This is a genomic window from Haloterrigena alkaliphila, from assembly GCF_017352155.2.
In the GTDB taxonomy this organism is placed as follows: Archaea; Halobacteriota; Halobacteria; order Halobacteriales; family Natrialbaceae; genus Haloterrigena; species Haloterrigena alkaliphila.
This window is the reverse complement of record NZ_CP084320.1, coordinates 146,438-161,705: the sequence shown is the minus strand read 5'-3', so window position 1 is coordinate 161,705 and position 15,268 is coordinate 146,438. Positions and strand designations below refer to the sequence as shown.

10 protein-coding genes are annotated in these 15,268 nt (G+C 66.2%); 5 read left to right on the top strand and 5 right to left on the bottom strand.

The genetic code is table 11. The features are described 5' to 3' along the window. Nucleotides 1–532 precede the first annotated feature (532 nt). From J0X25_RS39750 to J0X25_RS39740, 3 genes are all read left to right on the top strand, one after another. Entirely contained in the window at nt 533–2,350 is a 1,818-nt protein-coding gene (locus J0X25_RS39750) for an ATP-binding protein (protein WP_226777387.1), read from the top strand. Between the two features lie 195 nt (nt 2,351–2,545). Continuing rightward, nucleotides 2,546–4,171 carry an alkaline phosphatase family protein gene (locus tag J0X25_RS39745; RefSeq protein ID WP_226777386.1) on the top strand — a complete coding sequence of 542 codons (1,626 nt, stop codon included), beginning with the start codon at nt 2,546–2,548 and terminating at the stop codon, nt 4,169–4,171. A gap of 2 nt (nt 4,172–4,173) precedes the next feature. Then, nucleotides 4,174–5,184: a lipid II:glycine glycyltransferase FemX gene (locus J0X25_RS39740; protein ID WP_226777385.1), complete on the top strand. Its 1,011-nt coding sequence runs from the start codon at nt 4,174–4,176 to the stop codon at nt 5,182–5,184. Between the two features lie 46 nt (nt 5,185–5,230). Here the strand turns inward: J0X25_RS39740 and J0X25_RS39735 are convergent, their stop codons facing one another. Both J0X25_RS39735 and J0X25_RS39730 read right to left on the bottom strand, forming a co-directional pair. Beyond that, nucleotides 5,231–5,500 (bottom strand): winged helix-turn-helix transcriptional regulator, encoded by a 270-nt coding sequence (locus J0X25_RS39735; protein ID WP_226777384.1) that lies wholly within the window; start codon nt 5,498–5,500, stop codon nt 5,231–5,233. 387 nt (nt 5,501–5,887) lie between these two features. Further along, a complete protein-coding gene (locus J0X25_RS39730; protein ID WP_226777383.1) occupies nt 5,888–6,097 on the bottom strand; it encodes a DUF7563 family protein in 210 nt (69 codons plus the stop codon). A gap of 391 nt (nt 6,098–6,488) precedes the next feature. On the opposite strand from J0X25_RS39730, the gene glmU reads away from it, so the two are divergent. Next, nucleotides 6,489–7,670, top strand: a complete 1,182-nt coding sequence (gene glmU, locus J0X25_RS39725; protein WP_226777382.1) for a bifunctional sugar-1-phosphate nucleotidylyltransferase/acetyltransferase — start codon at nt 6,489–6,491, stop codon at nt 7,668–7,670. Between the two features lie 467 nt (nt 7,671–8,137). Here glmU and glmS read toward each other — a convergent pair whose 3' ends face one another. Further along, the gene (glmS, locus tag J0X25_RS39720) at nt 8,138–9,952 is read right to left on the bottom strand and encodes a glutamine--fructose-6-phosphate transaminase (isomerizing) (protein WP_226777381.1); all 1,815 of its coding nucleotides are present in this window, start codon (nt 9,950–9,952) and stop codon (nt 8,138–8,140) included. Nucleotides 9,953–10,787: 835 nt separating this feature from the next. On the opposite strand from glmS, the gene J0X25_RS39715 reads away from it, so the two are divergent. Further along, entirely contained in the window at nt 10,788–10,976 is a 189-nt protein-coding gene (locus J0X25_RS39715) for a DUF5786 family protein (RefSeq protein WP_226777380.1), read from the top strand. Nucleotides 10,977–11,040: 64 nt separating this feature from the next. Here the strand turns inward: J0X25_RS39715 and J0X25_RS39710 are convergent, their stop codons facing one another. Both J0X25_RS39710 and J0X25_RS39705 read right to left on the bottom strand, forming a co-directional pair. Continuing rightward, a complete protein-coding gene (locus J0X25_RS39710) occupies nt 11,041–11,739 on the bottom strand; it encodes a helix-turn-helix domain-containing protein (protein WP_226777379.1) in 699 nt (232 codons plus the stop codon). 277 nt (nt 11,740–12,016) lie between these two features. Next, nucleotides 12,017–15,175, bottom strand: coding sequence for a bacterio-opsin activator domain-containing protein (locus tag J0X25_RS39705; protein WP_226777378.1), 3,159 nt, complete (start codon nt 15,173–15,175; stop codon nt 12,017–12,019). Nucleotides 15,176–15,268 lie beyond the last annotated feature (93 nt).

Here is a 15,268-nt window from a genome sequence, read left to right as displayed (position 1 = left end):
CCGCAATACAGACCCAGACGATCCGTCCCATTGGATACTGTCGAAGAAGGATACGATAGTAGGGTTTTAGACAGTCTACACAGTGTACACTGTTTAAACTGTGTGAATTCGGAAACGGGGCAAACATCGTCAGTCGGCGTCGGATCGACCGTTGGGCGGCCGACCGGGTCCGTGGCGCCGACCGCTAGCCGCAGCGGTCGAACAACGTCCACTTTCAGCACGGTGTAGACCGTTTAGACGGTGTTCTCGGTATCAACCCTCCATGATCTGCGGGTCGGATCGCCCCACGGAGAGACGAGTGCACGACGCTCGAGGTATGGGCAGTGCCACCACTGTACAAAGCGCGTAGAATCCTACACAGTGTACACTGTGTAGACATTCTAAGAGTTCGGAGCGCTGGATCCGATAGGCGAGTCGGTACGCTCCGCGCGAACCGTCAGTCGAAACGCTCACTCGAGGCCAATATTCAAGGTGCCGTGTTCGGAGTGTACTGATATATGAACACGTCGCACGCGCCCGAGGTGGTGGGGCGGTGAGCGAGCAACGCGAGATTCTGGTCGGAGAGACCGACGACGGGTCGGATCTGTGGTTGCCCGTCGTCGAACTGCTGACCGGACGCGGGTTCGTCACCGGCAAGTCCGGGTCGGGGAAGTCGAACACGGCGTCGGTCATCGCCGAGGAACTGCTCGAAGCCGGGTACCCCCTCCTGATCGTCGACACCGACGGCGAGTACTACGGGCTCAAGGAGGAGTACGAGATGCTCCACGCCGGCGCCGACGAGGAGTGTGACATCCAGATCGGGCCGGAGCACGCCGAGCAGATGGCGACGCTGGCTCTCGAGGAGAACGTCCCGATCATCCTCGACGTCTCGGGCTACCTCGACGAGGAGGAGGCCGACGAACTGCTGCGCGAGACGGCGCGACAGCTGTTCGTCAAGGAGAAGAAACTGAAGAAACCCTTCTTGCTGGTGGTCGAGGAGGTCCACGAGTACATTCCCGAGGGCGGCGGCATGGGGGAGACGGGGCGGTTGCTGATCAAGATCAGCAAACGCGGGCGCAAACACGGCCTCGGGATCCTCGGGATCAGTCAGCGGCCGGCCGACGTCAAGAAGGACTTCATCACGCAGGCGAACTGGCTCGTCTGGCACCGACTGACCTGGGACAACGACACGAACGTCGTCGGACGAATCATCGACACCGAGTACTCGGAACTCGTCGCCGAACTCGACGACGGACAGGGATTCGTCCAGACAGACTGGATGGACATCGACGTACGGAAGGTGCAGTTCCGCCGGAAGCGGACCTTCGACGCCGGCGCGACGCCCGGCCTCGACGACTTCGAACGCCCCGAACTGAAGTCCGTCTCGGACGCGCTGGTCGGCGACCTCGAGGACATCTCCGAGCGCAAGGAGCGCGAACAGGACCGCATCCTCGAACTCGAGAACGAACTCGAGAAGAAGGAGAAACGGATCGAGACCCTCGAAGACGAACTCGAGTCCGCGCGGGACGTCTCGTCGGCGGCCAAACAGATGGCCGACGCGCTGACCCAGAAAGAGACGGTCCAGGCGCAACTCGGCGGCGGGAACGACGACGAACTGCGCCGCCTGCACGACGAAATCGTCGACCTCGAGGAGGAGCGCGACGACCTCCGCGAGGAACTCGAGGAGCGGGACGAGCGCATCGAGACGCTCGAGGCGAAACTCGAGTCGCGGACGGAGACGATGGAGACGTTGCGCGCGGAAAACGAACGCCTGCAGGAGCGCGTTCGCGACCTCGAGGGCGACGCGACCGAAGCGGCGGAGGCGACGACGGCAGAATCCGACGACGAGATCGTCTACGCCGGCGGCGACGAGGTCGAGTTCGGCTTCACGTCGATCCGCGAAGAACTCGAGACGGCCGGGCAGGACGGTGACGGACGGGACCGCGACGGACGGGCCGACGACCGAAACGGCGACGAGCGAACGGTGGACGATGAGCGGACCGTAGGCGACGAACGGACGGGAAGCGACGAGCGGGCCGACCCAGCGACGACCGAAATCGAAACCGAACCCGTGGAATCGGCGACCGAGGACCTGTTCGAGGGCGACTGGATCGACGACCGCCTCGCGCGGGCGGCCGACCAGTCGCAGTGTTCGGTCGCGGAGGCGCGGCAGGCGCTGGCCGTGCTGGCCCGCTACGGCCCCCTCGAGACGGCGGTCGTCGCGGGCAGCGTCGACCGATCGACGGTCGCCGTCCAGAGCCTCCTCTCGGAGTTGCGGACCGAAGGAGTGCTCGACCGGCCCGCCGAGCGGACTTACACGCTCAGCGACGACGTCCGCTCGACCCTGGACGCGGCGGTGAGCGCCGACTAGGACCGGGCCGCCGGAGCCGATCCCCGACCGCGACGATCGACGAGGGATCGAGATGTGCGCGTGAACGCGGTACAACCAATTGGCCATTACGCGAGACGGCCCGCAGATCGGGTGATCGTTCGAAACGAACGCAGTCCCGGCTTACGAAAAACAACAATCGAATAACAAAAATGGGGTACCGCGACCAACTTCTGCATGGGAGATTCGACCGACGAAACCGATCTGCGGCTGCTCGTGGTGGGAGTCGACGCCGGTTGCCGCTCCGTACTCGAGTCGCTGTTCGAGGCGGGGGAAGCGCCGACGCTCGAGCGACTGATCGACGCCGGGACCAGCGGACCGCTCGAGTCACAGATTCCGCCGTGGACGGGAAGCGCCTGGCCGTCGCTGTTCACGGGAAAGAACCCGGGGAAACACGGCGTCTACGATTTTCTGTCGTTCAACGGGTACGACTGGGACGTCGTGAACGCGACGCACGTCCGGGCGCGGCCGGTCTGGGAGTTACTGAGCGAACACGGTCTCTCGAGCGTCGTGGTCAACGTTCCGGTCACGCACCCGCCCCGGGCGTTCGACGGGGCGTTGATCCCGGGGATGACCGCGCCGGAGGACCCGACCTGCCACCCCGCGGGGATCCTCGAGGACGTGAAACTGGCCTGTGGCGACTACCACGTCTACCCTCAGAGCACCGACGCCCCCGAGGCGTCGATCGAGGGGTACGAACGAACGATCGACCGCCGCGGGGAGGCGTTTCGCTACCTCTGTCGGCGGTTCGACCCCGAGTTCGGTTTCCTGCAGTTCCAGCAGACGGACACCGTGTTCCACGAACGGCCGGGCGACAAGGCGGCCATCGAAGCCGTCTACAACGCGGTCGACCACCAACTCGCCGAGACGATCGACGACGCCGACCCGACGAACGTCCTCGTCGTCAGCGACCACGGGATCGGCACAGTGACGGGCCACGAGTTCCGCGTCAACGAGTTCCTGCGAGAGGAAGGATTCGTCGAGACCCGTAGCGGCGGCCAGGGGATGCCGGACTGGTCGAAAGCCTGGCAGAACGACCTGCTCGAGGGGGAAACCACCGGCGACCACGGACGATCCCCTCTCGAGCAAGCGATGACCGTCGCCGCGGAAGTCGGGATTACCACCCAGCGAGTGGCGGCCACCCTCGAGACGGTCGGGCTGAAAGAGGCCATCGGCCGTCGCATCCCCGACGACGCGATCCGTGCGGCGAGCGAACAGGTCGACTTCCCCGAATCGACGGCGTACGTCCGGTCGAAGAGCGAACTCGGCGTTCGGATCAACCTCGAGGGCCGGGAGCCGAACGGACAGGTCCCCGAGTCGGCGTACGAGGAGACCCGAGCGGATCTCATCGATCGACTCTCGGCCGTCGAAACCCCCGACGGCGAGCCGATGTTCGAGGCGGTCGAACCCCGGGAGACGTACTTCGAGGGGCCTCACGTCGAGATGGGCCCCGACATCCTGACGGTGCCGACCGACTTCGAGAACGCGATCGTCGCCGACGTCGGGACGGCGCAGTTCGGCGAGCCGATGGAGCCGTGGAACCACACGCAGACCGGGGTCGTCGCGGCGACGGGGGCCGACTTCGACGAGACGGCGTCGCTCGAGGGCGCGACCATCTTCGACGTCGCGCCGACGATCTGTGCGCTGTTCGACGTCCCGATCGACGCCGAGATGGACGGGGAGACGTTACCGGTGATCGACGGCGGGACGGAGGCGACGTACCCGTCCTACGAGCCCGATCCGATCACCCCGACCGACGACGCGGCCGTCGAGGATCGACTCTCCGATCTCGGGTACCTCTGACGATGAGCGTCGAAATCTCGAGGCTCGATCCGCGGTCGGACGCCGAGGAGTGGAACCGGTACGTCGAGCGATCGGACGGGACGAACCCGTTCTATCGGGCCGAAGCGCTGCGACTGCAGGGGGAGGACACCGGCTCGACGCCGCACCTGCTGGCCGGCTTCACGGGACAGGAGGCGATCGGTCTCTTCCCCGTCTTCGAGTACCGCAAGGGACCGATCACCGGCGCGTTCTCGCCGGCGCCGTTCTCGTGGTCGTGTTATCTCGGCCCGGCGTTACTGAACGCCGACAAACTCAAACAGCGCAAGGCGGACCGCCGAACGCGGCGCTTCCTCGACGGCTGTCTCGAGTACGTCGAGCGGAAGATCTCGCCGCTGTACACGCGGTTCGTCGTCGCCGAGTTCGACGACGTTCGGCCGTTCATCTGGCGGGAGTACGACGTCAAACCGGGGTACACCTACGTCGTGGACCTTTCGGGCGAGGAGTCGGACCTGCTCGATCGGTTCAGCAGCGACGCGCGGAGCAACGTCCGGAACGCGGACGACGACGCCTACGACATCGCGGAGGGCGACGGCGACGACGTCGAACGGATCGTCGATCAGGTCGCGAAACGGTACGAGAGCCAGGGGCGGGCGTTCCAGTTGAATCCGGCGTTCGCCCGCGCACTCTACGAGCAGTTACCGGACGGGGCGGTTCGCCCCTACGTCTGCCGGGTCGACGGGGCGTTCGTCGGCGGCATCCTCGTCGTCGAGTCGGCGACGACCCGATACCGATGGCAAGGCGGCGTCAAACCCGACGCCGACCTCGACCTCCCGGTCAACGACCTCCTCGACTGGCACGTCATGCGCGACGGGCTTCGGACCGGGATCGAGCGATACGACCTGGTCGGCGGGGGCGTCCCGAGCATCAACCGGTACAAGGCGAAGTTCAACCCGCGACTCGAGACCTACTACGAGATCACGTCGGGGTCGTTCGGGCTCGACACGATGATCGATCGGTATCGAAAACTCAGGTAGCGATGCGGCGCTCGACACCACCCGCCGCGTCTCCTCGCTCGAGCCGTCACTCGACGAGCCGGTACTTCGACTGCCGGGCGTCCTCGAGATAGACGCGACTGGTGATCAGCCCCGCCGTCTCGAGTTTTCCGAGCGCGTACCGAACGGTCCGGGCACAGAGCCGGGACTCGTCGGCGATTTCCTCCTGGGTCATCGAGCCCTCGTACTCGAGGACCTTGTAGACCAGCTTCGAACTCGGCGGCAGCTCCGAAAGCGGCGTCGATTCGGCGTCGTCGGTCTCCGACTCGACGTCGGCGTCGGATTCGGTCGTGCTCATTGGGGGAGTCACCGTTCGATGGATCCGTCTCGCACTGCGCGAGCGATTGCTCCAGCGGTACTCGGCGTCGTCTGCGATCGCCCCGCGACCCTGACGGAGGGACGCTCGGATCGTCGGCGGACCAACAGTGGTGGATTCATTCTGGGCGAGGCCAACGCGAGTGACTCGTATATACGATATCGACAGTTCAAAAATATAGGCGGGCGCTACCGACCGCGGCGACGAATCCAACCGGTCGTACTCTGACATCGCCACCGGCGCTACGGACGCTGTGCGGTATCACCGCATCGAGCGGAGAAGACCCCTGCTACGGACGACGGCGTTCCAGCAGTCGATACGAGTCACTGGGTCGGTCGTGAACGACGCCTCGAACGAGAACGGAGCGAGTTATCGAGCTTCCTTGGGAATGAAGTCGGACGTTTTCATCTCACGGTACGTGGCACAGTCGGGACAGGCGTGGACGACGTCACGGTTGTCGCCGAAGACGCGAGCGAACTGCCGAGTGACCTGGTTTCCACAGTTGACACAGCGAGGGGAAGTCGTTTCCTGACCGGACGTCATCGGCGTCCACTTCGCGTTGGTTGGTTCCGTCGACATCAACAGCCCGTAACCACAGAACGGTATTTACTATAGACTGCATAATGACGGCTATCGCGGCGTTGTCCGCCAGCCAGAGGAGAGACTCGCTCTCGAGAGACAGTTCGAAAAGTAGCAGCGTTATCGTCTGATACTGCTGAAATTCAGAATTTCTTTCAGTTAATGAGCTATTTTCCCGGCGTGTGGCCACCCAGGGGACAGTCCGAAACCGAGAGCGCAGGGGTCGTCGACCCCCGCCGGTTGCGAACCGCGCCGGACGGGAGCCGTGCGCTCACCAAAATTCGGTACTACCGGGTCGCCGCCACCAACAGCCGAACCGTACCGGCCGTCGAATCGCACGACGGGAGTAGCAGCCGTATAATTATCCGGCAATTCGGGATAGAGAGCGTCAATGCAAGCCGTTGTTCTCGCGGCGGGGGAAGGAACACGTATCAGACCCCTCTCCTCGGCAGTACCGAAACCGATGCTTCCGGTCGCCGACCGGCCGCTCGTGGCCCACACGGTCGATACGGCCGTCGACGCGGGAGCGGACGAAATCGTCCTCGTGATCGGCTATAAGGGCGAGACCGTTCGGAACTACTTCGGCGACGAGTATCGCGGTACGCCGGTCTCCTACGCGGTTCAAACCGAACAGGCGGGCACGGCCGACGCCGTCGCCGCCGCTCGCGACCGGATCGACGGGCCGTTCGCCGTCCTGAACGGGGACAACCTCTACGATCCGGCGGCGATCGACCGCCTCTTCGCGGAGTGTCCGGCCGTCTGCGCCGTCGAGGTCGACGATCCGCGCAACTACGGCGTGCTCGCCACCGACGACGGAACCGTCGTCGACATCACCGAGAAGCCGGCCGATCCGCCGACGAACCTCGCCAACGCCGGCGCCTACGCCTTCCCCGAGGAGGCCCGCGAGTGGCTCGAGGTCTCCGAGAGCGAGCGCGGCGAGCGCGAGATCACCGACGTCCTGGCGACAGTCGTCGAGCGGTTCGCGGTGACGCCCGTCACCCTCGAGCGCTGGCTCGACGTCGGCCGGCCGTGGGAGCTCCTCGCGGCCAACGAGTGGAAACTCGGCGACCTCGAGGGCCGCGTCGACGGCGAGGTGAGCGAGGACGCCCACCTCGAGGGCGACGTCGTCGTCGAGACGGGCGCGACGGTCCAATCGGGAGCCGTAATCGAGGGACCGGCACTGATTCGCTCGGGTGCGACGGTCGGACCCAACGCCTACGTCCGCGGTGCGACGCTCGTCGGCGAGGACGCGGAACTCGGGAACGGCGTCGAGATCAAGAACAGCGTGCTCTCCCGCGGCGCGTCCGTCAGCCACCTCTCCTACGTGGGAGACAGCGTGCTCGGACGCGACGTCAACTTCGGCGCCGGAACGAACGTCGCCAATCTGCGCCACGACGAGGCGGACGTCCGGTTCACCGTCAAGGGTGAACGGGTCTCGACGGGGCGGCGCAAGTTCGGGGTCGTCGCCGGCGACGACGTCAAGACCGGCATCAACACGAGTCTGACGCCCGGGCTGAAGTTGACGACCGGCGCGACGACTCGGCCCGGCGAGACCGTCGAGCGCGACAGATAGGCGAACGCGCGAGTCGAGCGGACCGCGACCAGCAGGGCGGTCGAACGGTCGGAAATCCGCGGAGCGGCCGGCTTCCGCCGCCGAAACGGATCGAGAGCGACCGCCTCGCGGGGATACTACCGACCGTCGGTCTCAAGTGGGGGCTTTATACCGTGACGAATTGCTAGACGAGTTGGAGGGCGTCGATCAGACCCGACACGATCGAGACAGTCCCCTCCAGTGATTTCGACGCGCTCGAGTGCGGGTCGATACCCGACGAGGCCGTGCGGATCCGGGACTATGGGGGTGGTGCCGGGTCCCGCGGCATCGTCGACTCGTACTCGGCCGATCGAAGTCGTTCCATCGACTCGAGAGCGCCTGCAGTACGTATTCTCCGCGTCTTCGAAACGTCTCGAGTCGTCGCGACGTCGCGAGAAGCACGACGAACGGCGGAGGAGAACGAGTGGTGTTCGCGACCGGGTGGACGGCTACTCGACGGTGACGCTTTTGGCCAGGTTGCGAGGCTTGTCGATCGGTCGGTCGAGGAGGTCGGCCGCGTAGTAGGAGACCAGCTGGAGCTGGACGTTCGCGAGCAGCCCCGCGAGATCGGAGTCGGTCTCCGGAATCTCGAGGTGGGCGTCCGCGACGTCGACCGCCTGGTGGCCCTCGGGACAGACCGCGATCATCGGCGCGCCGCGCGTCTGGGCCTCCTCGGCGTTCTTCAGCGTCTGCTCGTCCTCTTCGCCGGTGAAAACGGCGAAGACGGGAGTGTCGGGCGTTACCAGCGCCAGCGGCCCGTGTTTGAGTTCGCCGGAAGCGAACCCTTCGGCGTGCTCGTAGGTGATCTCCTTGAACTTCAGGGCCCCCTCGAGCGCCACCGGGAAGCCCAGGCCGCGACCGATGAAGAAGTAGGCCCGACTGTCGTGGTACTGCCTCGCGATCGCCTCCGCGTTCGTGTCCTCGAGCAGATCGTCGATCGCGTCCGGCATCGCGGCCAGTTCCGGCAGGAGCGACTCGAGGTCGGCCGCCGGCTCGCCGTGCAGGTCCTCGACGATGCGCTGGCCCAGCAGCGTGAGCATGACCGCCTGCGAGGAGAAGGTCTTCGTCGCGGCGACGCCGATCTCGGGGCCGGCACGGATGAACAGCGCCTTGTCCGCCTCGCGGGCGGCGGTCGACCCGACGACGTTCGTGACCGTCACGGTCGACGCGCCATTACGCTTGGCGTGCCGGAGGGCGTTCAACGTGTCCGCCGTCTCGCCGCTCTGGGTGACCGCGACGACGAGCGTGTTCTCGTCGGTCGGCGGCGCCGAGACGCTGTACTCGTTGGCCAGCAGGGCCGTCGACTGGACGCCGGCCTGTTTCAACGCCAGCGAGCCGTACAGCGCGGCGTGGTAGGAGGTCCCGCAGGCGACGAACTGCACGCTATCGATATCCGCGAACGTTCCCGGCTCGAACTCCGTGAGCGCGATCCGGCCGTTCTTGGGATCGATCCGCCCCTCGAGGGCCTGCCGCAGGGAGGTCGGCTGCTCGTGGATCTCCTTGAGCATGAAGTGGTCGTACTCGCCTTTCCCGGCCTGTTCGGGGTCCCACTCGACGGTCTCGGTTTCGCGCACGACCGGGTTCCCCTCGAGGTCGGTGTACTCGACGCCGTCTTCGTCGACGATGACGACGTCGCCGTCCTCTAAGTAGACGACGCTGTCGGTGTACTCGAGGAACGCCGGGACGTCGCTCGCGAGGAAGTACTCGCCGTCCTCGATACCGACGACCAGCGGCGATCCCTGTCGGGCCGCGTAGAGCACGTCTTCGCCCGAGAGCATCGCCGTGACGGCGTAACTACCCTCGAGTTCGTCGATGGCGCGGCGGAACGCCGACTCGTTGTCCATCCCCTCGTCGAGATAGAACTGGATGAGATGAGGAATGACCTCGGTGTCGGTGTCGCTGGTGAACTCGTGGCCGTAGTCGACCAGTTTCGACTTGAGCTCGACGTAGTTCTCGATGATCCCGTTGTGGACGACGGCGACGTCTTTCGTGCCGTCCGTGTGCGGGTGAGCGTTCTCGTCGGTCGGGGGACCGTGGGTGCTCCAGCGGGTGTGACCGATGCCGACCTCGCCTTCCAGGGGAGTGTCGCCGATCGACTTCCGTAGCTCGTCGACCTTCCCGGAGCGTTTCTGGACGGCGATGCCGGAACCGTTCTGAACGGCGATGCCGGCCGAATCGTAGCCGCGGTACTCGAGGTTCTCGAGGCCGGTCAACAGGGGTTCGAGCGCGTTCCCGTCGCCGACGCGGCCGATAATTCCACACATCGATAACTCACCTCTCGCCCGATCGTTCGGGGACGCCTCCCCGGGAGGTCGTAGTTGTCGAACGCAGCGGTGACCCAGCGCAGACGGAGTGTCGAACGGTCGCCCGTGACGGCAGCATCGAAGCGTGATCTCCCGTGGCGACTGTTCGAGACGGCGGGCGGTACACGGACATACTCCAGACCTGCCGACCAGCACCCATTACTATAGACGGACTACTAGACCCGGTAGCTAGTGGGTAACAGCCGGCCTTCGGTCCACCCGCTGTGATATATCGACTCAGGACAATCATACTTGCTGTACTATTCCCAACATGTTTGTGGAATTCACGCCGAAAGGTAGACGAAAGTTCGTTCGAAGGCGAAATCCAAAACTAGTATGTCAACCAAACAGCGAGGGGGGGTGCGGATACGGTCGCATAACTGGCCAGTGGCGGTCGTAAACCGACGCGGACGGACGGCACGAAGTCAAGTGGTATTAGTCCCCACATCGGCCGTCGGGACGACCCTCGAGATAGCGGCGGCTGAACTCGGAAGCGAGGAAAGTAGCCGTAGAAAGCTATCGATACCGTGAACGAACGACGCATTTCGCGTCGGAACGGTGTTCCGAGGAGCGGGCGCGGTGAACGCTGCGTGACGCGTCCACACGACGCGAATGGCGTTTGCATCGACGTCGTTTCCGGACCGTCCACGGGCGGGTTCCGGGCGGCGGTTTCGACCGGAAGCATAGTGTGTCGCATCCGCGGTCCGCCGATCCGATCGGCAGGCGAGGTGTCGAGCAGCCCACAGAAAGGACGCGAATCGGCACACCTTTGACGGGTGGCCGCGTAGTGTGGTGTATGGGTTTTGGTAGCTACGACGAATCCGAGCAGCAGCAACAGACCGGCGACGACGATGACGACGTCGAGGCCGTCAACGTCCACGAGAACGATCACGACGGACAGCTGTCCTTCGAATCCGAGGCCTCGACCGACGAGCTCGTCTCGCAACTCGGTTCGATGAAAGACGACGACAACGACGACGAATAGCGGGTCCGCGGGCCGCTGGAGACGGTGATGTTATCCTTATCGCGCGCGCGTATGATCGATCCGCTCAGCAGAGTTTCGACGCGCAGAGTTCGCCGATCGCCCGTCGAAGCCGCTGGGAGACCGCCGACTTCGAGACGCCGAGTCGGTCGGCCAGTTCGTCCTGAGAGATCCCCCGGGGGACGTCGAAGTAGCCCTCCTCGTGGGCGACGGCCAGCAGTTCCTGTTGTTTCTCCGTCAGGGCGACGACGCAGTCGTCCTCGTCGTCGGAGAGTCGCAGGTGGTCGACCGTCACCGAGATATCCAGTTCCCGGCAGTACTCGTTGAACGAGACGAGGTCGTCTCGACTGGGGAACTGGAGCTGGACGCGCCACCCGACGCGGCAACTCGTGAGATCCAGCAGTCGGCCGCCGACTTCCGCCGTCCTGGCGATGAACGTCACCGCCCGGTCGGTGAGCGCGACCCGATAGACGCGGCGGTCGGGGTAGCGATCCGCGAGAACCGGCTCCGTGATCGTCGGATCCATCTGGAGGGCGGACTCGAACCCCTCGAAACAGTCGGCGTAGACGCTACAGAAGACCAGCGTCCGTCCCGTTCCGACCGTCGTCCAGTACTCGGGTTCGACGGTGACGTCGGAGACGCGGCTCAGCGTCGGTTGCAGGAACAGCGACTCGTGATCGAGTCGGAGTTGCGTAACGATGCCGCCGTCGGCCTGCGATCGAACGCCGGTTCGGTCGCTCTCGTACTCGGTGATGTCGATACTCACAAGTCGGTCCTCCGTCCGGCCGAAAGCCGGCTGTAATTCCTCGTTACCGCGAACTCGCTCATCGAATGATGAATTCGGCCGCGAGTACATGGTGATAGACGCTATACACGGAATCGGTAGAGTGTGAACACGCTATATCTATTCACGCGTCGTAAATTCTGAACGTTATTCGGTGGGAGAAACAGCCCATTATTCCGAGCCTAGCAGCCGATTACCTCGGTAAGAACAGAATACTCGTCGCGAACAGATCCAAAACACCCGTCGCGAACGACTCGACTCACCGCTGGCCGGCGCCGGCTCGCTCCTCGAACAGTAACGCGAACGCCTTCCGTTGTGCGAGTCGCAGGTGGCGACTGAACGTCGGCTGGGAGACGCCCAGCGAGTCGGCGACCTCCTCGCCGGTGCTCTCGCGGGGCCACTCGAAGAACCCGCCGTAGTAGGCCGTCTCGAGGGTTCGAAGCTGTCGCTCCGAGAGCTGACTGCGGAGTTCGGCGTCGAACGCGCGAGCGGGCCGAACCGACCGGTCGCGTTCGCGACGGGCGACGAGTCTCGCCCCCGGCTGACGTCGTTCGATCAGGCGAACGAACGACCGCACGTCGACCGTGCTCGAGAGGTCGACGACGAGCCGGGTTCGATCGTCGACCGGCGTCACGGACCGCAACACGCCGCCGTGATCGGCGAGCGTCTCCGCGAGCGTCTCCGCGAGGACGAACTCGAGCAGCGACGCCTCTCCACGATCGCCGACGAGCCGCCCCGACTCGACGCCGGGGAGGGATTCGACGGCGTCGTCGATCGCCGCCTCCGTGACGTCTCCGGCGGTACAGAACACCGTCGATCCGCCCGACGACCGCGGGACGACGGCCCCGACGTCGAGCGATCGGTCCAGCCGGCGGGCGAGTGCCGACAGCGGCTCGTCCGTCTCCTGAAGCACGACCTCGAGTTCGGTGACGCGCTCGGAGAGCAGCGCCCGCTTGCGCTCGACGCCGGCGATCGCGTGCCCGGCGACCGTCGCGAGGTGTTCGAGGAGCGTCCGGGTCGTGTCGTCGAACGCCGACGGCCGGTCGGCGTAGACCGTGAGCGTCCCGTAACAGAACTCGTCGACGACCAGCGGCAGGCTCATCGCCGATCGAAACCCGCGTTCGACGGCCCGGCGCTGCCACGCCCGGTCGGCCTCGCCGGCCTCGAGATCCGCGACGACCGCCGGTTCGAGCGTCGTCGCCGCCCGCGCAGCCGGATGCGCCGACTCGTCGTCCGGTTCGATGGCGACCGAGACGGACTCGAGGGAGTCGCCGTCGCGTCCGGCCCAGGTATCCGAGGTGAGGCGATCCCCGCCGGTCGTGACCGTGCCGACCCAGGCCAGACCGATCGTCCCTGTCGATTCGTCGAACGGGAGGGAAACGAGCGCCTCGCAGAGTTCCCGTTCGATCTCGGCTCGGCTCCCTCCCTCGAGCAGCGTTCGCTCGACCGCCCGCAGCCGCCGACACCGATCGACGACGGCCTCGAGTCGGTCGAGGTCGGCGCGATACGTCCGAACCGTCGATTCGCACTCGAGCGCGTCGAGCGCGAGCGCGGCCGCGTCCACGACGGTCTCGAGGGGGAGCCGGTCGCGCTCGCCGAAGGCCCGCGGCTCGGTGCTGGTGGCGAGCAACAGCCCGTGATCGCCCGCCCGTGCGACGAACACTCGTTCGGCGCGGATCCCCGCCCGGGCGAGCAGGGGATCGAGTTCGGATCGGTCGAATACAGCGCCCGATCCGTCGCCATCGGTGGCTTCGAGCCGCGCCAGGAGGTCGGTCTCGTCCCGGTCGATCGCCGGGAGGTCGACCGGCCCGGTCGCTCTCGCCGTCTCGACGGCCGCCGGCCGGAGCGCGTCGTCCTCGAGGAGGTACCAGCCGGCGAGGTCGGCGTCGGTGCAGGCGAGCGCGCCGTCGACGGCGGCGCGTCGAACGGCGGCGGGGGAGTCGGCGTCTCTCATCGTCGCGATCGTCCGGCCGGCGGTCGACAGCGCGGCGCTCGCGGAGCGGCGGCTATCGCGGACGACGCAGAGCGTCCGGCCCGCGGCCGACAGCGGCGCCACGAACACGTCGACGGCGGGGCCGTCGTCGGCGAGGGTACCCGAGAGGGGATCCATCCACCGAACCACGGGTGCCCCCGCACGCTCGCGAATCGCCGCGGCCAGTTCGTCGTCGAAGACGGCGTCTACGTCACGGCCGACGAGCGTCTCCGCGTCGGTCAGCTCGAACAGTTCGGCGTTGGCGTACCGGACCGTCGACCCCTCGAGGACGGCGATCCCGTCTCCGAGCGTATTGACGACCTCCTCGAGGAGGTCGAACCGCTCCCGATCGGCCGCGCTAGCTTCGGACGGTGCCTCCCGCGCGTGGACGGTGACGCCCTCCTCACCGGGGTAAACCGAGACCAGCAGTTGGTCCTCGAGAGCGGGCAGTGCGATCTCGAACTCGACGGTCCGATCGGTCGTTCGCGCCTCGCGGACCCGTTCGTAGAACTGCCCGCGGACGGCGTCGTCGAGTCGGTTCCAGACGACGGTTCCCGACTCCGGCGTCTCGCCGTCGAACAGGCGGACTGCGGCCGCGTTAGCGTAGCGGAGTTCGCCCTGCGGTCCGAGAGTGAGCACCGGGTCGGCGACGCGATCCAGCGCCCGGTCTCCCTCGGTCGACGCCGGTACCGACGGCGAGAGCGTGAGGACGATCCCCTCGACGACCGGGTCGGCGAGCCGATCGGTGCACGTCAGTTCGTAGCGGTGCCAGGTGCCGTCCGTATGGCCGAGTCGCAGGGAGACGCGTTCGGTCGTCCCGACCGGTCCCGCCGAGACGGTCTCGAGCGTCTCCGCGATCGTCTCGCGGTCGTCCGGATGCACGAATCGGGATAAGGATGTCCGCTCGAGTTCGTCCGGCGTGTACCCCATGCGCGCCTCGACGGCCGAACTGGCGTACGCGACGGTGCCCTCGTCGTCGACCACCCAGACCAGGGCGTCGGACCGCTCGAGGATCGACCGGTCGGGGCGAGCCGAGAGGGTGGCGAGCCGATGGCGCTCGGCGGCGTTGCTGACCCGCGCGGCGATCAGCGATCGCGGGTCGGTGGCGGCGACGACGTCGTCGGCGCCGGCCTCGAGGGCCGCCGCGACCGTCTCCTCGGTCGACGAGCCCTCGAGGACCGCGAGTATCGGCAGCTCGGCGTCCCGCTCGCGAAGCCGCTCGAGCGGGGACGACTCGGGGTTCGCCGGTTCGAACGGGCAGACGACGCAGTGAATGTCGAGGTGGGACAGTCGGTCGACGGCGCCCGAAAGCGATCGCTCCCTGACGATCGAGACCGACTCGAGTTGCGAGGAGAGCGCGTCCGTCGCGACGTCGGCCGGCCGCTCGTCGCCGACGACGAGTACGCGGCAGACGTCGTCCGCGACGGTCACGGAGCCGTCGCTCACCGGCCGGTCACCTCCGGCCGCGCCGGTTGCGACGACGACCGTCCGCGAGACGGTGGCCGGCCGCGAGCCCGCACGAGTACCGCCGAGTCGCGG